Origin of the sequence: Kribbella sp. NPDC051952 (assembly GCF_040680855.1) — a bacterium.
In the GTDB taxonomy this organism is placed as follows: Bacteria; Actinomycetota; Actinomycetes; order Propionibacteriales; family Kribbellaceae; genus Kribbella.
Window position 1 is genome coordinate 1 of record NZ_JBFAXQ010000002.1, and the last position, 19,315, is coordinate 19,315.

At 68.4% G+C, this 19,315-nt stretch carries 20 protein-coding genes; 16 read left to right on the forward strand and 4 right to left on the reverse strand.

The features are described from left to right. Window positions 1-174: 174 nt before the first annotated feature. A complete protein-coding gene (locus AB0L70_RS04660) occupies window positions 175-819 on the forward strand; it encodes an MBL fold metallo-hydrolase (RefSeq protein WP_363680906.1) in 645 nt (214 codons plus the stop codon). Window positions 820-828: 9 nt separating this feature from the next. Beyond that, complete coding sequence (locus AB0L70_RS04665) at window positions 829-2,394, forward strand: helix-turn-helix domain-containing protein (RefSeq protein WP_363679993.1); 1,566 nt, start codon at window positions 829-831, stop codon at window positions 2,392-2,394. 3 nt (window positions 2,395-2,397) lie between these two features. Here AB0L70_RS04665 and AB0L70_RS04670 read toward each other — a convergent pair whose 3' ends face one another. Beyond that, complete coding sequence (locus tag AB0L70_RS04670) at window positions 2,398-2,994, reverse strand: urea carboxylase-associated family protein (RefSeq protein ID WP_363679995.1); 597 nt, start codon at window positions 2,992-2,994, stop codon at window positions 2,398-2,400. A 115-nt stretch (window positions 2,995-3,109) separates the two neighbouring features. On the opposite strand from AB0L70_RS04670, the gene AB0L70_RS04675 reads away from it, so the two are divergent. The 11 genes from AB0L70_RS04675 (at window position 3,110) to AB0L70_RS04725 (ending at window position 13,772) form a co-directional block, all read left to right on the forward strand. Further along, the gene (locus AB0L70_RS04675) at window positions 3,110-4,237 is read left to right on the forward strand and encodes an NADH:flavin oxidoreductase (RefSeq protein ID WP_363679997.1); all 1,128 of its coding nucleotides are present in this window, start codon (window positions 3,110-3,112) and stop codon (window positions 4,235-4,237) included. Continuing rightward, window positions 4,234-5,103, forward strand: coding sequence for a polysaccharide deacetylase (locus AB0L70_RS04680; protein WP_363679999.1), 870 nt, complete (start codon window positions 4,234-4,236; stop codon window positions 5,101-5,103). Before AB0L70_RS04675 ends, AB0L70_RS04680 begins: the two co-directional genes overlap by 4 nt. 92 nt (window positions 5,104-5,195) lie before the next feature. After that, window positions 5,196-6,674, forward strand: coding sequence for a glutamate--cysteine ligase (locus AB0L70_RS04685; RefSeq protein ID WP_363680001.1), 1,479 nt, complete (start codon window positions 5,196-5,198; stop codon window positions 6,672-6,674). 353 nt (window positions 6,675-7,027) lie between these two features. Then, window positions 7,028-7,441: a universal stress protein gene (locus AB0L70_RS04690; RefSeq protein ID WP_131337975.1), complete on the forward strand. Its 414-nt coding sequence runs from the start codon at window positions 7,028-7,030 to the stop codon at window positions 7,439-7,441. 1 nt (window position 7,442) lies between these two features. Next, window positions 7,443-8,063 (forward strand): HhH-GPD-type base excision DNA repair protein, encoded by a 621-nt coding sequence (locus tag AB0L70_RS04695; protein WP_363680003.1) that lies wholly within the window; start codon window positions 7,443-7,445, stop codon window positions 8,061-8,063. Between the two features lie 263 nt (window positions 8,064-8,326). Beyond that, the gene (locus tag AB0L70_RS04700) at window positions 8,327-9,646 is read left to right on the forward strand and encodes an RNA polymerase sigma factor (RefSeq protein WP_363680005.1); all 1,320 of its coding nucleotides are present in this window, start codon (window positions 8,327-8,329) and stop codon (window positions 9,644-9,646) included. Beyond that, on the forward strand, window positions 9,646-9,906 hold the full coding sequence (locus AB0L70_RS04705) for a DUF6412 domain-containing protein (RefSeq protein ID WP_363680007.1): 261 nt from the start codon (window positions 9,646-9,648) through the stop codon (window positions 9,904-9,906). The genes AB0L70_RS04700 and AB0L70_RS04705 overlap by 1 nt, the downstream gene beginning before the upstream one ends. Before the next feature lie 45 nt (window positions 9,907-9,951). After that, the gene (gene yidC, locus AB0L70_RS04710) at window positions 9,952-10,629 is read left to right on the forward strand and encodes a membrane protein insertase YidC (protein WP_363680009.1); all 678 of its coding nucleotides are present in this window, start codon (window positions 9,952-9,954) and stop codon (window positions 10,627-10,629) included. Window positions 10,630-10,703: 74 nt separating this feature from the next. Next, window positions 10,704-11,876, forward strand: a complete 1,173-nt coding sequence (locus AB0L70_RS04715; RefSeq protein ID WP_363680011.1) for an ROK family transcriptional regulator — start codon at window positions 10,704-10,706, stop codon at window positions 11,874-11,876. Next, window positions 11,873-12,715, forward strand: a complete 843-nt coding sequence (locus tag AB0L70_RS04720; RefSeq protein WP_363680013.1) for a TIM barrel protein — start codon at window positions 11,873-11,875, stop codon at window positions 12,713-12,715. The genes AB0L70_RS04715 and AB0L70_RS04720 overlap by 4 nt, the downstream gene beginning before the upstream one ends. A gap of 1 nt (window position 12,716) precedes the next feature. After that, window positions 12,717-13,772 carry a Gfo/Idh/MocA family oxidoreductase gene (locus tag AB0L70_RS04725; protein WP_363680015.1) on the forward strand — a complete coding sequence of 352 codons (1,056 nt, stop codon included), beginning with the start codon at window positions 12,717-12,719 and terminating at the stop codon, window positions 13,770-13,772. A 73-nt stretch (window positions 13,773-13,845) separates the two neighbouring features. On the opposite strand, the gene AB0L70_RS04730 is transcribed toward AB0L70_RS04725, so the two are convergent. Then, the gene (locus AB0L70_RS04730) at window positions 13,846-14,250 is read right to left on the reverse strand and encodes a hypothetical protein (protein WP_363680017.1); all 405 of its coding nucleotides are present in this window, start codon (window positions 14,248-14,250) and stop codon (window positions 13,846-13,848) included. Window positions 14,251-14,270: 20 nt separating this feature from the next. After that, window positions 14,271-14,996 carry a TetR/AcrR family transcriptional regulator gene (locus AB0L70_RS04735; protein WP_363680019.1) on the reverse strand — a complete coding sequence of 242 codons (726 nt, stop codon included), beginning with the start codon at window positions 14,994-14,996 and terminating at the stop codon, window positions 14,271-14,273. Between the two features lie 133 nt (window positions 14,997-15,129). Between AB0L70_RS04735 and AB0L70_RS04740 the strand changes: the two genes are divergently transcribed. After that, window positions 15,130-16,617 carry an MFS transporter gene (locus tag AB0L70_RS04740; protein ID WP_363680021.1) on the forward strand — a complete coding sequence of 496 codons (1,488 nt, stop codon included), beginning with the start codon at window positions 15,130-15,132 and terminating at the stop codon, window positions 16,615-16,617. On the opposite strand, the gene AB0L70_RS04745 is transcribed toward AB0L70_RS04740, so the two are convergent. Next, window positions 16,610-17,419 carry a phosphotransferase gene (locus AB0L70_RS04745; protein WP_363680023.1) on the reverse strand — a complete coding sequence of 270 codons (810 nt, stop codon included), beginning with the start codon at window positions 17,417-17,419 and terminating at the stop codon, window positions 16,610-16,612. The genes AB0L70_RS04740 and AB0L70_RS04745 overlap by 8 nt on opposite strands. A gap of 201 nt (window positions 17,420-17,620) precedes the next feature. On the opposite strand from AB0L70_RS04745, the gene AB0L70_RS04750 reads away from it, so the two are divergent. Together AB0L70_RS04750 and AB0L70_RS04755 are read left to right on the forward strand one after the other, a co-directional pair. Further along, window positions 17,621-18,874, forward strand: coding sequence for a hypothetical protein (locus AB0L70_RS04750; protein ID WP_363680025.1), 1,254 nt, complete (start codon window positions 17,621-17,623; stop codon window positions 18,872-18,874). A 71-nt stretch (window positions 18,875-18,945) separates the two neighbouring features. Continuing rightward, entirely contained in the window at window positions 18,946-19,311 is a 366-nt protein-coding gene (locus AB0L70_RS04755) for a hypothetical protein (protein ID WP_363680027.1), read from the forward strand. Window positions 19,312-19,315 lie beyond the last annotated feature (4 nt).

Sequence of the window (19,315 nt, forward strand, 5' to 3'; positions counted from 1 at the left end):
GGTGGGTGGAGGGCTTCGGTCGTGACCGAATCCGGTCGCGACGGGCTGAGCGGCCCGGGAAAGGTGGCCGGATGAAACGGATGGTTCTTCTCGCATGACCACCAGATCCATTGGTACGACGACCGTACGGCGATCATCCGGCAGTCGCTCCGGACCAACTTCGAGGGACCGTTCATCTACTTGCTGCTCGGCTCCGAACGGGCGCTGTTGCTCGACACCGGCACCGGCCACGCGACCCTGCGGCCGGTGGTCGAGAGTCTGCTCGACGGTCAGCGGTTGATCGTCGCGCACACGCACAGCCACGGGGACCATGTGGGCGGCGACGGCGAGTTCGACGAGGTGGTCGGCAAGTCGGCGGAGGACGTGGCGACGTACTTCGGGATCGCGGACTGGCCGAACGACGTGGTCCAGCTCGATCTCGGCGGCCGGGTGCTCGACATCATCCCGATCCCGGGACACCACGCCTCCCACATCGCCGTCTACGACCGGACGTCGAAGGTGCTGTTCAGCGGGGACTCGCTGTACCCGGGCCGGTTGTACGTCTTCGACTGGACCGCGTTCCGGGCGAGCATGACCCGGCTGGCGGAGTTCGTTGCCGCGGGCAATCCGGTCGAGTGGATCCTCGGCGCGCACATCGAGCTGACCCGCGAACCCGGCCGCGACTTCGAGATGGGTGCGGACAAGCACCCGGACGAACACGAGCTGGAACTCGATGCCGGCGTACTGAGTGAGCTGGCCGAGGTGCTCGAGGAGGCCGGCCCGGACCCGTCCCGGATCGAGAGCGACCACTTCATCGTGTACCCGGTGCCGGCTGGATAGGTTCACCTCATGCTGACCCTCGCGGCCCTGATCGGCGATCCCGCGCTCGAACTGCGCCTGCTGGTCCCCGGCCCGGACGGTGCGCTCGACCGGGAAGCCTTATGGGTGCACAGCACCGAGCTGCCCGACCCCTCGCCGTACGTGCGGGCGGGCGAGATCGTCCTGACCAACGGACTCTGGCAGGGGGAGACCACCGCGGGCGCCTTCGCGGCCGGCGTCCGGCAGGCGGGAGCCGCCGGCCTCGTCTTCGGCCTGCGCGAGGCGACGCCGGTGACACCGTCGGACCTGATCGAGGCCTGCCGGCACGAGCAGCTGCCGCTGGCCGAGATCTCGATTACCGTGCCGTTCACCGCCGTGACCGAGGCCGCTTCCACGCTCCGGGCCGACGAGCGCCGCGAGGCTCTGGTCGGCATGGTCCGGCGGGGCGACGCGCTGGCGTCGGCGATCTCGCACGGCGCGGGTGCCTCCGGCGTCCTGGCGGTCCTGCGGCGCGAGCACGACGTACCGCTGGCCGTCGTGGACCGAATGGCGCGACCGCTTGCGTCCTCCGGGGTGGACCTGTCAGCGGACCAACGCCGCCGGGTGGCCGAGGGATTGACCCGGCATCCGCCGCCGCTCGAGATCGACCTGGGTGGGACCGAAGGCCGCGCGACCGTGTTTCTGGTCGGTGCGGTCGGCGACACGGACGCGGCGCTCTTGTGTCTGCGGCCGGTCACCGCGCTGACGAAGGCGCAGCAGGACGCCCTCGACCAGGCGGCCCGCTTCCTCAGTCTCGAGGTGGCCAAGCAGCAGGCGATCCAGGCGATCGAGTTGCGGTTCGCGAGCGAGCTGCTGGACATGATCCTGTCGGGTGCCCAGCGTGCCGCCGAGGTGCCCGACCGGCTCCGGTCGTTCGGGGTGGATCCCTCGGGCCGGCTGGCGGTGCTCACGGTCGCGTTCGCCGAAGGCGCCGAATCGACGGTGCCCGGGTTGTCGGAGACGATCGGCGAGTTCTTCCTGACCCACGGCCTGGCGGTCGTCGTCGCGGGCGGCAGCCAGGACGTGGTCGCGGTCCTGCAGCAGCCCCGGCAGGATCTCGAGGAGCTGGCCGAGGCCCTGTGCGCCGCGGTTCGACAGCGGTTCCCCGACCGGCGGCCCGTCATCGGGCTCGGCGACATCGCGACGTCGGCGGGGGAGTTGCGGCAACCCCTCGTGCAGTCCCGGGAGGCATGCCAGGTGCTTCGGCGCCGGCGGGGCGGGCAGGCGGTCGCATCGTTCCGGGAACTGGGCACGCACCGATTGCTGCTCGGGCTGCAGGACCCGGCCACGTTGCGTGGATTCGCGAGTGGCGTGCTCGGCCCGCTGCGCGAGCATGACAGGCTGCGTGACGGCGAGCTCGAAACCACGCTGCGCGCGTTCCTGAGGTACGACGGCCAGTTCGCCGCGACCGCCACCGCGCTGTACGTGCACGTGAACACCTTGCGGAACCGGCTCGCGAAGATCACCGAGCTCACCGGCCGCGATGTCGCGCGGACGGACGACCGGGTGGACCTCTACCTGGCCCTCGAGGCGGACGACCTGGCCGGGGCCGGGTAATCGTCAGCGCAGGACGTCGATGGCCAGACCGGTCGGCCGGGCACCGTTGATGACGGTCAGATCCTGCGGGCAGGCGGACACCATGACGACACAGTCGAGCTCGGCCCGGAAGGTGATCGAGTCACCCGGAGCCGTGGCCGCGGGCAACCAGTCCAGAGTGCCGTCGGCGCGGACCGGCACCTGCATGAAGACGTTCACGGGCTGCGGTACGACGTCGACCCGGACACTGAGCGCGTCGCGCAGGTTCCGCGCGCAGGACGGATGATCCGGTACGCCGAGATCGGCGTACCGGGCGTCGTCACAGGCCGCGATGAGCAGGTCGTGCCGACCGGGCGAAGTGTCCTTGACCAAGGTGAGGATCGGGCGACGCAGGTCAGTCGTGAAGGCTTCGCCGATGGCCGGGAAGAGCCGGCTCGTCGCGGTCCTGGTGTGCGCGGCGCTCAGGTGCTCGGTGGTGACTCCCGACGGCGAGGCGACGTACGCGAAGAGGTCGCCGACCTGCCCGCCCGCGATGTCGACGACGCGGACGTGATCACCCCGCCGAACCTGGACGGCCCGTCCGGTCCGGGCGGGCACTGGAGTACGAGCGACTGTCTGCATGGCTCCACCCAAGCAGGCGGCAGCGCGGCGTTCAGTGGACGATCATCCAGCAAGGGCGGTGCATCTTGTGGGTTGATCCATCGCTGCCCGCCGCGATCGCTGCTGAAGTTCAGGTATGGAGCTGACCACGACTGATGTCCACCCCGCCCTGCGACCGGCCCGACTCGGTGCTGTCGAACTGGCGAACAGATTCGCCGTCGCGCCGATGACCCGGGTCTCCGCGACGCCGGACGGCGTACCGACGACCGAGATGGCCGACTACTACGCCGGGTTCGCCGAGGGCGGGTTCGGCCTGGTGATCACCGAGGGGACGTATCCCGACTCGTCGTACAGCCAGGGTTATCTGAACCAGCCGGGGCTCAGCACGCCGGCCCAGGTGGCGGGCTGGCGGGAGGTCGTTCGCCGGGTCCACGCGGCCGGTCGGCCGATCGTCGCCCAGTTGATGCACGCGGGCGCGATCTCGCAGGGCAATCCGCACCGCTCCGAGTTGGTCGGTCCGTCCGCTGTCCAGCCGCTCGGCCAGATGCTGCCCGAGTACGGCGGACAGGGACCGTGGCCGATGCCGAGGGCACTGACCGCTGGTGAGATCGACCAGGTGATCGAGAACTTCGCCGCGGCCGCGGTCCGGGCTCACGAGGCGGGCTTCGACGGTGTGGAGATCCACGGCGCCAACGGCTATCTCCTCGACCAGTTCCTGACGCTCTACACGAACCAGCGCACGGACCAGTACGGCGGACCGGTCGCGCACCGGATCCGGCTGACGGCCGAGGTTGCCGACGCGATCGTCCGCGCGACGCCGGCCGGCTTCATCGTCGGCGTGCGGCTGTCGCAGACCAAGGTGAACGACTTCGAGTACCGCTGGCCGGGCGGCACCTACGATGCCGGGATCATCTTCGAGCGGCTGGCCGCTCAGGGCATCGACTACCTGCACATCGCCAGCGAGGGCCGGGACTGGCTCGAGACCGCGCGACTGCAGGGCGGCCAGACGATCACCGGTCTCGCCCGCAAGGTCAGCGGTCTGCCGGTGATCGCGAACGGTGGCATGCACGACCCGGACCAGGCCGACCGGATTCTCACCGACGGCCACGCTGACCTGGTCTCGATCGGGCGCGGCGCATTGGCGAATCCCGACCTGCCCCGGCGGCTCGCGAACGACGATCGGCTCGAGCGGTTCGATCACGGGATGCTCCAGCCGGCGGCGACGCTGGCCAACGCGAAGCAGTGGCAGACTGACCGGTCATGACGAGCCCGACGTGGCACGGCGGGGCGCAGGCCGTCGTCACGCTGACCTTCGACGTCGATGCGGAGACGCCGATCCTGGCCGCCGGCCGGCGCTACGCGGACCATCTGATGACGATGTCGCACCAGGCGTACGGCCCGGACGTCGGCGTACCCCGGATCCTGGAGCTGCTGGCAGAGCTCGGCGTACCCGCGACGTTCTTCGTTCCGGGCTGGGTGGCTGAACAGCGGCCGGGGCTGGCGGCGACGATCGTGGAGCACGGCCACGAGGTCGCGCATCACTCGTACAGCCATCGGGCGCCGACCACGCTCAGCGCGGCCGAGGAGCGGGCCGACTTCGAACGTGCGCTGGACGTGTTCGTTGCGCAAGGCATCGAGATCCGCGGGCACCGGGCCGCGCTGTGGGACGCCACCCGGGTCACGCTCGAGCTGATCGCCGAGCACGGCCTGGCCTACGACTCGTCCTTGATGGGCGACGACCGGCCGTATTTGCTCGAGGTCGCGGACCGGTCGATCGCGGAGTTGCCGGTGCATTGGTCGCTGGACGACTGGGAGCAGTACGCGTACCTGCCGTCGCCGCAGATCGGGTCCGTCATCGAGTCGCCGCGCAAAGTGCTGGAGATGTGGACGGCGGAGCTCGACGCGATGCGGCACTACCGCTGCCTGTTCAACCTGTGCCTGCACCCGTTCCTGTCCGGCCGCCCGAGCCGGCTGCTCGCGCTGCGGTCGTTGATCGAGTACGCCCAGGCGTCCGGTGGGATCGGCTTCGCGCGGTGCCGCGACCTGGCCGAGGCCGCTCACTCGGACCTCTCGTTGCCCCGGCGCACGCCGCCGGCCGTTTCGGCGGACCCGGACGTTTACCCCGACTGATCCGGCGGTTCGGATCCCACCACGCGATTGCGCACCCCATCGATGGGCACCTTCAGGCACACTGAGGCCAGTAGCCACCTAGGGGAGGCGCAATGGGTGAGGAAGTCGACCGGGTCGAGTTCACCCGGGCAGACCGGACCGCGTTCCGCAATCAGGTCCATCGCAATCTGGACGCCTTCGCGCGGATGCTGCGCGAGGCCCGGTTCGCGCCCGAGCGGCCGATGACGGGGATCGAGATCGAACTGAACCTGGTCGACGAGAAGTACGACCCGGCGTTCAAGAACTCCGAGGTGCTGAGCGCGATCGAGGACGACGCGTTCCAGACCGAGCTCGGCCAGTTCAACATCGAGATCAACGTCCCGCCCGGGCAGATCGACGGCATCGGGCTGGACACGATGGAAGCCAACATCCGCGACAGCCTGAACGCGGCCGAGGAGAAGGCGGCCCGGACCGGGTCGTCGATGGTGGTGGTCGGCATCCTGCCGACGCTGCTGACCGAGCACATCCATCGCGAGGCACTCAGCACTAACCCGCGCTACGCCTTGCTCAACGATCAGATCTTCGCCGCCCGCGGCGAGGACGTGCAGATCTCCATCGACGGCATCGAGCGGTTGCAGGTGACCGCGGACAGCATCGTGCCCGAGGCCGCGTGTACGTCGACGCAGTTCCATCTGCAGGTGACACCGGAGGCCTTCCCCCGGTACTGGAACGCCGCGCAGGCGATCTCCGGCGTACAACTCGCGATCGGTGCGAACTCGCCGTTCCTGTTCGGTAAGGAGCTACTGCGCGAAACGCGCATCGCGTTGTTCGAGCAGGCCGCCGACACGCGGACGCACGAACTGAAAACCCAGGGCGTCCGGCCGCGGGTTTGGTTCGGTGAACGATGGATCACCTCGATCTTCGACCTCTTCGAGGAGAACTCGCGCTACTACCCGGCGTTGCTCCCTGTGACGTCCGAGGAGGATCCGATCGCCGTTCTCGATCGCGGGGACACGCCGGCCCTTTCGGAGTTGCGGTTGCACAACGGGACGATCTATCGCTGGAACCGGCCTGTGTACGACGTTGTCCGGGAGAAACCCCATCTGCGCGTGGAGAATCGCGTACTGCCCGCGGGACCGACAGTTGTCGACACGATCGCGAACGGTGCGTTCTACTTCGGACTCGTCCGCGCACTCGCCGATGACGAGCGGCCGATCTGGTCGCAGATGTCGTTCAGTGCGGCCGAGGAGAACTTCCACGAGGCGGCCAAGAACGGTATCGACGCCGAGGTGTTCTGGCCGGGTGTCGGTACGGCGCGCGCGACCGAGCTTGTGCTAAGACGCCTTCTGCCATTGGCTTCCAGCGGTCTCGACGCGTGGGGAGTCGATACTGCGGTGCGTGATCGGCTGCTGGGAATCATCGAGCAGCGTTGCCTGACGAACCGCAACGGAGCGTCGTGGCAGGCCGATGAGTTTCATCGACTGTATACAAAGGGATCGCACGACCGGCGCGACGCGCTGCGTGGAATGCTTCGCCGCTACAGCGATCACATGCACGAGAACACGCCTGTGCACGAGTGGCCGGTGGACTGAACCGGTTAGTTATTTTCGACAACGATGGACAGTGCGCACGGAACCGGGGTCTCTGGGGCGGAACCGTGCGTACATCCCGGGTACTGAGGGCGACCTTGCCCAAGGCAACTGGGTCGACGAGTTCGATAACGACCCGGACTACAGGGGTGGCGCGTTGGGTGACAGCCCTGCAAAGGTGTGCGCACCGGAAGGTTAGACAGAACTGTCGCGGGTAGTACTGGGGCCACCGCGCCAGGATCAGCTGACCGTCACCGCCGCGACACAACAGGTGTAAAGGCAGCGGATGCCGACCACGGTCGGGAGCAGTATCGTTCGAGACGGGTCGACACGACACCCGGAGGTGAGGCAGGGCGATGACGACCATCGTCGTGGGTTACGTGCCGAAGGCGGAGGGCCGTGCGGCCCTTCGGCGGGCGGCGGAAGAAGCAACGCTTCGAGACGCCAAGCTGGTGGTGGTGAACTCGCATCGGGGCGGACGCAGCTTCGACAGCGATGAGGCCGCGGCGAGCGACGCCGCACTGACGGAAGTACGGGAACAACTCGACTCGACCGGCGTGCCCTACGAGGTGCGGCAACTGGTGCGTGGACTCGATCCGGCGGAGGACCTGGTGGCCGTCGCCGAGCAGGTGCACGCGGAGTTCATCGTGATCGGCCTTCGGCGCCGGTCCCCGGTCGGCAAACTCATCCTCGGCAGCAACGCCCAGCGGGTGCTGCTCGATGCGCCGTGTCCCGTGCTGGCTGTGAAAGCCGAAGAAGGGGAGGACTGAGGTGACTTCGACACGCAGCAAGAAGCTGTGCCTCGCACAGCAGCCCGACGCCGACGACATGCTGAGCAGAGATCCTTTCGCCCTGCTGGTGGGGATGTTGCTGGACCAGCAGATTCCGATGGAGCGCGCGTTCGCGGGCCCGGTCTCGATCGCGCAACGAATGGACGGTCCGTTCGACCCGGCCACGGTCGCGCACTACGACCCGGACGCGTTCGTGGAGGTGGTGGCCGGCCCGCCGGCCGTGCACCGGTTCCCGACCGCGATGGCCGCCCGGATCCAGACGCTGGCCAAGCACCTCGACGAGGAGTACAGCGGTAACGCTTCGGGGCTCTGGTCCGATGTGAAGTCTGGGGACGACCTGCTGGCCAGGCTGTCGGCCCTGCCGGGGTTCGGCGCGCAGAAGGCGAAGATCTTCGTCGCGCTGCTCGGCAAGCAGCTCAAGGTCCGCCCGCGCGGCTGGCGTGAGGCGTCCGAGCCGTACGGCGAGGACGGCGCGTACAAGTCCGTCGCGGACGTGATCGACGTGGCATCGTTGGTGAAGGTGCGGCAGTTCAAACAGGAACAACAGCTGGTGCGGCAGCGCGTGGTGGCGCGGCCGCTGCGGCAGACTCGCAACGGATAGGGCAACCGACGAACGCTGACACGATCACGATCAGGCCTCTACCTGCGCGGGGACACCCACGCGGTGGGGGCCTGTGTGTGTCGTTCGGGGGGTCGCGCGACGCCTGGGCTTGGTTCGCGGATTACAATGTAGTGTTGCCGCCGCCTGACCAGCGAGCAGCGGCGAACAGTCGTTCCCAAAAGACTCGCAGTACTTATGGCACCACCATCAGTCCCACAACGTCGTACCGCCGTACAAACCCTGCGTCAGACGAGAGGTAATTCGTGTCGTCCAGCTCGTCCGAGAATCTTCCCGCCGAGTCAGCCCGGGCCGTGGCCGCCACCGCCCGCAGCACGGCTCCGAGGACCAGCGCCCGAGTGACCGAACCAGCTGCCAAGAAGGCGGCCGTGAAGAAGGCTGCGGCCAAGGCCGCCGGCACCAAGGAGGACGGTATCCCCGCCGCGAAGAAGGCCGCCGCCAAGAAGGCGCCGGCGAAGAAGGCCGTTTCCGAGGCTGGTCTGGCGATCGACCCGAAGACCGGCAAGCCGCGCGCGCTGGACGACGTGGACGAGGCGGACTTCAGCCCGGACGCGGTCAAGCCGCTGGAGAAGGAGCTCACCGAGGACGAGGGCTTCGTCGTCTCCGAGGCCGACGAGACCGACGAGCCCGAGCAGCAGGTGATGGTCGCCGGTGCCACCGCGGACCCGGTCAAGGACTACCTGAAGCAGATCGGCAAGGTCCCGCTGCTGAACGCGGAGCAGGAGGTCGAGCTCGCCAAGCGGATCGAGGCCGGCCTGTTCGCCGAGGAGCAGATCGGTGACGAGGCCGCCAAGCTCAAGGAGAAGGTCCGCGACGAGTACGAGTGGATCTCCGAGGACGGCCGCCGGGCGAAGAACCACCTGCTCGAGGCCAACCTGCGCCTGGTGGTGTCGTTGGCCAAGCGCTACACCGGCCGCGGGATGCTGTTCCTGGACCTGATCCAGGAGGGCAACCTCGGTCTGATCCGTGCGGTCGAGAAGTTCGACTACACCAAGGGCTACAAGTTCTCGACGTACGCCACCTGGTGGATCCGGCAGGCGATCACCCGCGCGATGGCAGACCAGGCCCGGACCATCCGGATCCCGGTCCACATGGTCGAGGTCATCAACAAGCTGGCCCGGGTGCAGCGGCAGATGCTGCAGGACCTCGGTCGCGAACCCACTCCGGAAGAGCTCGCCAAGGAGCTCGACATGACCCCGGAGAAGGTCATCGAGGTGCAGAAGTACGGCCGTGAGCCGATCTCGCTGCACACCCCGCTCGGTGAGGACGGTGACTCCGAGTTCGGCGACCTGATCGAGGACTCCGAGGCGATCGTTCCGGCCGAGGCGGTCTCGTTCACGTTGCTGCAGGAGCAGCTGCACGCGGTTCTCGACACGCTGTCCGAGCGCGAGGCCGGTGTGGTCTCGATGCGCTTCGGCCTGACCGACGGCCAGCCGAAGACGCTGGACGAGATCGGCAAGGTGTACGGCGTGACCCGGGAGCGGATCCGGCAGATCGAGTCGAAGACGATGTCGAAGCTGCGGCACCCGTCCCGCTCGCAGGTCCTGCGGGATTACCTGGACTGATGATGCTGGGGCAGGCATTCGCGGGCGCGGTCGCGCTGGTGATGCCTGTTCTGGATACGGCAACTCTGGCCGCCGCCGTTCTCACGGCGGCGGCCTTGCTGTTCACTCTGCTCCTCGTCGCCCGTACGTCGGCACCCGCGGCGGCGCCGCTGCTCGCGCGGGCGAGTTCCCTGCGCGATCGCGCCGAGCAGACCGTCTTTCTCCGGCTCTGTGATCCGGACGCCGCCGGCCGGCCACGTCCACGAGCACCTGGACGGTAGCGGACTTCCTCGCTACCCGTTCCTTCTCACTCGTGGAGTCTTGCTGTGCCTTCTTTCCTGGAGGCACCGGTCGCCGGTGCCTATCACGTGCTCACATCCCTCGTCACCGCCATCCAACCGCTGACCGGCAGCTTCGCCGCCGTGATCGCGATCGTCTTGTGCACTCTCGTCGTACGACTCTGTCTCGTCCCGCTCAGCGTGCGGGCTCATCGCGGGACGCGTGCCCGCGCCGAGTTGATGCCGCAGGTGAAGAAGCTCAGTGATCGCCATCGTGGTGATCCGGAGCGGCTGCAGCGCGAGATCGCCAGGCTGCAGGCGGAGTCGGGTACGACGCTCTTCGCCGGATTCCTGCCGACCCTCGCGCAACTGCCGTTCTTCTGGTTGATGTACACGCTGTTCTCCCGCGCGGTCGTGGCGGGGGAGTCGAACCAGCTGATCAGCGGGAGCCTTCTCGGCGCACCGCTCGGCCTGCACTGGCCGGTCTTCACCGGCACCCCGGCGTTCGTCGTACTCGCGGTCTTGCTGGCGGTGGTCGCGTGGTTCTCGGCCCGACTGCAGCTCCGTCAGCTCGACGAGACCGCGACTCCGTTGACCCGGGGTCTGGCGCGGCTGATGCCGTACGGCACGTTGCTCACGGTCGCATTCGTGCCGCTTGCCGCCGGGCTCTACCTGCTCACGACCACCACGTGGACGGTCGTCGAGCGGACCATCCTGCAGCGCTGAACAGATTCGTTGCCACCGTCCGGACCATTCTGCTACGGTCTTTAATAAAGCCGGTTGCATAACGGGTTGGGGCGATGGACACAGTGCGAGGTGCCGCCCAGGCGGAGCGATCGGCGAATCAGGTCGCCTGCCTGCGGTTGCTGGCCGGGACGGACGACCCGCAGACGGTCGGCGTCATCAGCGAGCAGACCGGGCTGTCGCGACCCACCGTGCACGCCGTCCTCGACGACCTCCTCGAGACCGGTCTGGTGGTGGCAACCGACCCGTCGACTGTCGGGCCGGGGCGGCCGGCACGGGCCTTCCGGTTCGCTCGGGAGGCAGGGCTGGTGGCCGGCGTGGACCTCGGACCGCGCGGTGCGCGGGCGATCATCTGTGACCTGTCCGGCCGCCGGCTCGGCTACACCGAGCTGAAGCCGGATCGGCGTGGTGGTGTCTCGGTGATCCAGCGGGCGATCCACACCGTGGCGGAGGAGAGCTCGGTCGACCTCGAGCGGCTCCGGGCGATCGGTGTGGCTCTGCCCGGTGTGATCGAGACGAACGGACAGCTTCGGGCCAGCCTGGCGTTGCCCGAGTTGGTCGGCCTGCCGGTCGCGGACCTCGTCTCCCAGGACCTGGGCCGTCCGGTTGCCGTCGACAACGACATCAAGCTGGCGGCGCTGGCCGAGCAACGTGGCGGCGCCGGCCGCGGGTACTCCGACGTCGTCTACCTCCAGATCGGTCACCGCCTGTCCGTCTCGATCGTGCTGAACGGCGTCATCCGGCAAGGACGCCACCGCCTCGCCGGCGAACTCGGTGCGCAACGCGGGATGCGCTGGACGCGGAACGCGCAGCGCGGGCAGCTGACCTGGACGTCGCAGCCGACCGGTGAGGCTGTCCTGCGGGCAGCCGCTGCCGGTGACGCGGATGCCCAGGCGGAGATCGAGGACTTCTGCGCACAGATCGCCGTACGCGTCGCGACGGTGCTGCTGGTCGTCGATCCCGAGATCGTGGTCGTGCGGGGTGGGCTCCCGCCGGAGAGCGACGTACTGCTGCGTCCGCTCGAGGCCGCGGTCGAGAAGGAGTTGGTCTTCCCCGAGCGTCCACCGTTCGTCTCGTCGGCCCTGGGCCGCGAGGCAGTGGTGCTCGGGGCGGTCGGCACTGCGTTCGACCATTTCAGTTCCGGCATCTACCAGGTCCACGGTTTCCCCAGTCCGTGGACCCGGATCACGCACGACATCCCTCATTCCCTGGAGAGGACCACCAAGTGAAGCTCGGAGTCAGCTCGTACTGTTTCCGCTCGCTCATGACGAGCGGCGAGATGGACCTGATCGCTGTCCTGGACTGGATCAAGGCATCGCCGGCCGGGCACATCGAGATCGCCGCAATGGACGGCGAGTACTACCTGGAGCACGACGAGGTCGTCCGCGACACGGCCAAGCATGCCGAGGACATCGGCGTACCGATCGTGAACTACCTGGTCAGCGGTGACCTGCGGGCGGCGGAGGAGAAGGAGATCGACCGCCTTCGCCGGCAGTTGGACGTCGCGCACCGGTTCGGCGCCAGCGTCTTCCGGCATGACGTCGCGCCGTGGTCATGGCGGGAACAGGACCCGGGGGAGTTCGAGTCGACGTTCGCGCAGGTGGTGGAAGGCTGCCGTGCGGTCGCCGACCACGCCGCGGAGCTGGGCATCGTGTCGACAATCGAGAACCACGGCTTCTTCATGAACGGCAGCGACCGGCTGGCCCGGCTCGTGCACGCCGTGGACCGCCCGAACTTCCGGGTCACGCTCGACCTCGGCAACGGTCTCTGCGTCGGCGAGGTGCCGGGGAAGACCGCGGCCGGACTGATCGACATCGCCGCCTCCGTGGGCGTGAAGGACTTCCACATCCGCCGGTCCGCCGGCGACGGCTGGCTGAAGACGCTGGCCGGCGACTACCTGCTCGGCACGATCTCCGGGCACGGTGACCTGGACCTGGCCGGTCTACTGGCGCTGGTCAACACCAAGCCCGACGTACCGGTGAGCCTGGAGTTCGAGGGCCTGGAGTCGCCCCTGAACGCGATCGAGCGCTCGCTCAACAACATCCTGCGACTGGCGGAGGCCGCCTGACATGACGACCCGAATTGCTGTCATCGGGGTGGGCTCCATCGCCACCCAGCACCTGCTGTCCTACCAGAAGAATCCGCAGGCCGAACTGGTCGCCGTGTGCGACATCGACCAAACCCGCGCCAAGGCGCAGGCCGACAAGTTCGGAGTCCCGAGGGCGACCGACGTCGTCGAGGAGATCCTGGCCGACGACACCGTCGACGCGGTGAGCATCTGCGTGCCGAACTTCCTGCACGCCAAGTTCGCCGAGGCGGCGCTGCGGGCCGGCAAGGACGTCCTGGTCGAGAAGCCGATGTCGGTGAACGTCGCCGAGGCCGAGGCACTGGTCCGGGCGACCAAGGAGACCGGGCAGGCACTGCAGATCGGCTACGTACGGCGGTTCGCTCCGAACGCCCTGGTCACCAAGCGGTTCCTGGACGAGGGCGAGTTCGGCGACATCTACGCCGCGCGGGCCACGATCATCCGGGCCGCCGGCAACCCGGGTGGCTGGTTCGGTGACGTGGCTGTCTCCGGAGGCGGTCCGCTGATCGACCTCGGTGTCCACATCATCGACCTGTGCTGGTACCTGATGGGAATGCCCGCGCCGGTCTCGGTGTCGGGTGCGACGTTCTCCAAGCTCGGTGCCCGCGACAACATCCAGCACCTGACCCGGTACCGGGCCGCGTCCGAGACGCGGGTGAACAACGTCGAGGACTATGCGACCGCGCAGATCCGGTTCGAGGGTGGGGCGGTTCTCGACGTGGACACGTCGTACTCGCTGCACGCCCGGAACTCGACGAGCGTGAAGATCCACGGCTCCAAGGGTGGGGCGGAGATCGAGCCCGAGCTGCTGATGATCACCGAGCGGCACGACACCCTGCTGCACATGCAGCCGCAGATCGACTCGCTCGGCTTCGACTTCGCGGTCGGGTTCGCCAACCAGATCGACCACTTCCTGCAGATCTGCCGCCGGGAGGTCCCGGCGGACGCCACCGCCGAGCACGGGCTCGAGATGGCGCGGATGCTGTCGGGGATCTACGAGTCCGCGCGGCTCGGCTCCGAGGTGACCATTTCCCGTTAGAACCGAAGGTGGCCCTGGGCATTAGTTGCCCAGGGCCACATCTTCGGTCAGGGTCACATCTTGGGCCGTCTTGTCAGAGGCCGCGGGGTCCTGGGGTCTTGGGTCCGCGGGACGGGGACTGGCGGGTGCCCTGGCCGAGGCCCCGGGCCCGATCGCGCACCAGCTGGGGTCGTCGGCCGGGCGGAATGGCGGCGTCCTCGGCGGCGATGCCGTCATCGAGGGCGGGGTCGTCGGCTGCGTCGGCACCGGTTTCCTCGCGCCGGGCGGCCGTGCGCTCGCTGCGTTTGACCGGGACCTCGGTTGCGCTCGGGCCGGAACGCCCCCGGGCCTCCTGGCGCTCTTCGCCGCGCGACTCGCTCGTCCGCCCGCTCCGGCGCTCTCCGGCCGCCCGGGGAGCATCACCAGCGGACGAAGGCTGGATGTCTGACACGTAGATCGCGTCTTGGGTATCGCTGATCGCCTGCGCGTCCTCGGGCATGGATGGAGTCTAGGCAGCGATCAGGCCAGCCGGGCTTCGAGACCGTCGAGGATCCGGTTCAGGCCGTAGCTGAAGGCGTCTTCCGAACCCGCTTCCAGGTCGGCGTTGTCGTACGCGGCGTACAGGGCTCGCATCCGGGGGAACGGCTCGGCCGCCTGCACCGCGGCCGGCCACACCGCTGCCCGCCAGTCGGCCCAGGTCTTGCCGCTGCGGTTGAGCTTGCTGATCGTCGCCGCCTCGACCGACGCGACACCGATGACGTAACCGAGCACGGTCTTGGAGGCGTTGTCGGCCTCGGTCAGCTCGAAGCCGGCGGCCTGGTAGACGCCGAGCAGCTGGTCGGAGACGCGCATCAGGTTCGGGCCGAGGTAGTTCATCCCGACCTCGGCCAGCGTGGGCGCGACCCACGGGTGGCGCACGATCATGTCCCGCATGCTGCGCGCGGACGACTCCGCCGCGGCCCGCCAGCCGGCCGCCTCGGCGACCTCCGGGACCTCGATCTCGGCGTACACCTCGTCGACGACGAGCTCGACGAGCTCCTCCTTGTTGGCGACGTGCCAGTAGACGGCGGTGGCAACCGCGCCGAGCTTGGCGCCGAGTTTGCGCATGGAGAGCGCCTCCAGGCCGTCGGCGTCCAGCAGCTTGAGGGCCTCGGCCACGATCTGCTCCTGGCTGAGCGCCGGCTGCTCACGTCGCCGGCCGCGCTTGGGCCGGGTCCAGACGGACGCGTACTCCTCGGTCGCCATCAACAACCTCCTCGTCGGCCTTCACTGTAGCCGTTTCATGAACACCGTGCAGGACTTGACCACCGTGCAATTAGCATTGCACACTGTTCAAGCAAACTGCACACCGTTCAATCAACGACTGAGGAGGTGCGTGATGACCGCTCGTCATCCGCGTCGCTGGCTGATTCTGATCGTGCTCTGCCTGAGCACCCTGGTCCTGGTGCTGGACAACGGTGTGCTCAACGTGGCCATCCCGGTGCTGACCGAGGACCTGGGTGCGACCGCCCAGGAGATCCAGTGGATCGTGGCCAGTTACATCCTGGTCTTCGCCGGCCTGCTGCTCACCGCCGGCAGCCTGTCCGACCGGTACGGACGCAAGAAGGTGATGATCGTCGGCCTGGCGATCTTCGGTCTGGCCTCACTCGTGGCGACGTACGCCGGAAGTCCGGAGACGCTGATCGCCGGCCGTGTCCTGATGGGCATCGGCGGCGCGATCGTGATGCCGAGCACGCTGTCGGTGCTGATCACGGTCTTCGACGACGACGAGCGCCGCAAGGCGATGTCGATCTGGAGTTCGGTGCTGATGGTCGGCCTGATCGGTGGGCCGGTGCTGGGTGGTGCGCTGATCGCGAAGTTCTGGTGGGGTTCGGTGTTCCTGATCAACGTGCCGGTCGTCGTGATCGCGATCGCCGCCGCGGTGATCCTGATGCCGGAGTCGAAGGCGCCCTGGCGCAAGCCCGATCCGCTCGGTGCGGTGCTCTCGATGGTGGGTCTGGTCTCGCTGGTCTGGGTGATCATCGAACTGCCCGAGCATGGGGTGTCCTGGCCGATGCTGGCTGTTGCCGTGGCGAGCCTGGCCGCCTTCGTCGGCTGGGAGTTGCGGACCGAGGTGCCGATGGTCCCGCTGCACCTGTTCCGGGACCGGAACTTCAGTGGCGGCAGCCTGTCGCTGGTACTGCTGCAGATCGCGAACGGTGGCTTGATCCTGGCGCTGACGCAGTACATGCAGTTCGTGCTCGGGTTCACGCCGACCGAAGCCGGCCTGGCGATGATCCCGATGGCGGTCGCGGTCATCCTCGTCAACGGCGTCGGTGCCACCCTCGGCCAGAAGATCGGCAACCGGCCGATGACCGTGCTCGGCCTGATCGGACTGGCGGCCGGGTTCTGGGTGATGTCGACCCTCTCGGCGGACGACGGCTTCGGCATGGTGGCGATCGCGCTCGGTGTGTTCGGCATCGGCGCGGGTCTGGCCCAGCCGGCCGCGACCGCGGCGCTGATGGGTGCGGTGCCGCACGAGCACGCGGGGGTCGGCTCGGCCCTGAACGACACCGTCCAGCAGGCCGGCGCCGCGCTCGGTATCGCGATCCTCGGCAGCATCCTGGCCAACAACTTCACCGACAACATGCCTCCGGGTACGCCGGAGGCGGCGCGTGGCTCGATCGGTGAGGCCCTGTCGGTCGCCGCGAGTACGGGCGACAGCGCTCTCGCTCAGGTGGCCAAGACCACCTTCGCGCACGCGATGTCCGGCACGTTCATCGCGAGCGCGATCGCCGTACTGGGATCCGCGGTGCTGGCCTTCGTCCTCCTCCGGGACAAGACGCCCGCGCCGGTCGAGGAGGAGGAAGTGGTCGCCGTCAGCTGATCAGCGCGGTGGTGAGGGAGTCGGCGTTCGCCTCGAGCCAGACCTGGCGATGCTTGATCGTGTCGCCGATTCCCTCGCTCCACATCCGCTGCCAGCCGCCGCCCAGGGTCTCCGCGCGGTACTTCATCGTGTGCCAGGCCCGCTCGTTCAGCCCGATCGCCAGCTCCATCAGCCGCTTCCGGTCCTCGAGTGCCAGATCGTAGGTGTCCGCGATCAGCCGGCACCGACGCGGCTGGTCCAGCCCGCGCATCAACGGATCGAGATCGTCGTCGGCTCCGAACGGCCCCCACCACAGCATCAGATTGACGAGCTCGCGGGCCCGGCTGACCGGGCGCAGGAGGTCGAAGTCGATCAGGGCGTACGCGCGGCCGTCGCGAAAGACCACGTTCTCCGGCGTGATGTCCTGGTGCCCGACCAGCTCCGGCGGATCGGCGAGATCCGGCAGACCGGCCGGCTCGATCGGCGCGGGCAGATTCGTCGGGATCCCGAAGCTCTCGACCGCGTTGTGGTACGCCCGGATCAGCCGGGCGATCGAGATCATCCGCTCCTCGTCCGCGATCCACTCGGGCCACGGACGGCCGGCGACCTCGCCTTCGATGTACGAGAGGGTCTGCCGGCCGGCGGAGTCGACGCCGAGGAACCGCGGTGCGCCGGTGAAGCCGACCGACTCCAGGTGCCGGAGCACGTCCCGGACGAGCTCGTCCCGCTCGCCGGGTGGCCGTCGTACCGTGTCGCCGACCCGGACCAGGCCCACGGTCACATCGCCGCCAAGCAGCGGAATCTCTTCACCGTCGTCGATCACACAGGCTCCATTCCATGTGGGTGACACATCTGTCCGCCATCGGACGCGCTACCCGATCCTAGGGCTTGTGTCGGTCACTGCCCAGTAAGTTGCCTGAGGCAAGCAGTTTCCCTGGCCCGAGGCGTGGCGGTGCGGGCTTGTGGCTGGCACGCTTCTTGCAGGGACTTGTGGGGGCGCTGGTCTCAGGGGGAGTGGTCACAGATGTCTTTGACGTTTGAACTTTCGATGGTGCCGAGGTTCGGGCTCGAGGTGTCGCCGGCACTGGTGGCGTTCGGCGAGATGCTGATGTTGCCGTACGCGTCGCTGCAGTCGGTGGTGGCGGATGAGCTGAGTGCGAACGACGCGCTCGAACGCGTGGAGCCGGGCGATTGCCCGATCTGCCGCGGTTCCTGGCGAAGTCGTTGCCCAGTGTGCTCGCATCAGGCTGGCCCGAGTGCTTACCTGCCCGAGTTCGCATCCACCGAGTCGGCGGAGACCGAGCCGGACACGATTGGACTGCTCAGAGCTGTCCGCCTGGAGGTCTCCGCGGCCGATGGCGTGATCGCGGAGTACCTGGTCGACAGCCTCGACCATCACGGTCTGCTGGACCGGCCGGTCGCGCAGTTCGCGGCTGAACTGGGCGTTCCCGCGAGCGCGGTGGCGAAGGTGCTGGCGATCGTACGACGCTGTGCGCCGCCCGGTGTGGGAGCGACGAGCGTGAACGAGTGCCTGCTTTTGCAGCTGGATGCACTTGAGTTGGAGGACGACCGGATCCGGATCGCGCGAGCGGTCATCCGAGACCATCTCGCCGACCTGGCTCGCGGCCGGTTCGCCTCGATCGCCTCGTCGCTTGGGGTACGGCGGTGTGATGTCCGGTGGGTGCTTGACCTGATCAGGGACAAGCTGCGGCCGTACCCGGCGTTCGACGGCAATGCGCCGACGGTGACGTCGTACGCCGTGCCCGATGTGGTGGTGCGGGTCGACGAGGATCAGTTCGTCGTAGAGCTGGTCGAGCCGGCGCTGACCAAACTGCGGGTGCGCCGCGGTGGCGCGTCGGTGCCGCGGGCCAAGTCGTTCCTTGCCCAGCTGCGGGACCGGTGGGACACACTGCGCCGGGTCGCGGAGTACGCCGTACACAGGCAGCGCGGCTTCGTGCTGGAGGGTGAGGCGGCGCTCGAGCCGCTGACCCGCGCGGAAGTTGCCGCGGCACTCGATCTGCATGAGTCGACAGTGAGCCGGGCCGTCGCCGACAAGTACGCGCTGCTGCCCGACCAGCGGTTGGTCCCGCTGTCACGGTTCTTCGGGACCGGCGGAGGCGTCGACTACGAGCTGCGGAGATTGCTCGAGTCGGCCGACGACCCGCTGTCGGACCAGCATCTCGCGGATCGTCTCAGCGCGGCCGGCTATCCGATCGCTCGCCGGACTGTGGCGAAGCGTCGGGCCCAACTCGGGTTCGCGTCGGTCTCGCTGCGCTGAGGCGGGTGGCACGGTTCTTGCAGATACCCAGGGTGTAGCCGCAACAGGTTCTCCCTGGAGGTGCAGAGGCCGTGAGAACGAATCCCCGGCAGGCCGAGCTCGCCGCAGAGCTGCTCGACGTCACCGGCGAACACGAGCTGGCCGAGTTCCTCGAAGGGCTCATGACCGAGACGGCGTGGCACGCGGGTGAGCTGCCGGTCGCGACCGGCCAGGAGCTCCTCCGCGAGTTGCGGAAGACCGTCGTACGGACGGTGCCGACCGTGGCCGCGCTGGTCGGGGATCGACCGCGCTCCGGCGAGACGCCGGCGGCGACCGCCGCCCGCGTCTACGGCCTGGAGCTCGAAGGGCTGAGTGCGGAGGACCGCGACTACGAGATCGCGCAGGAGTTCATTCGTTGCGCCCAGGCGGCCATCACCGCGGCCGGGCAGCGGCACTGATGCA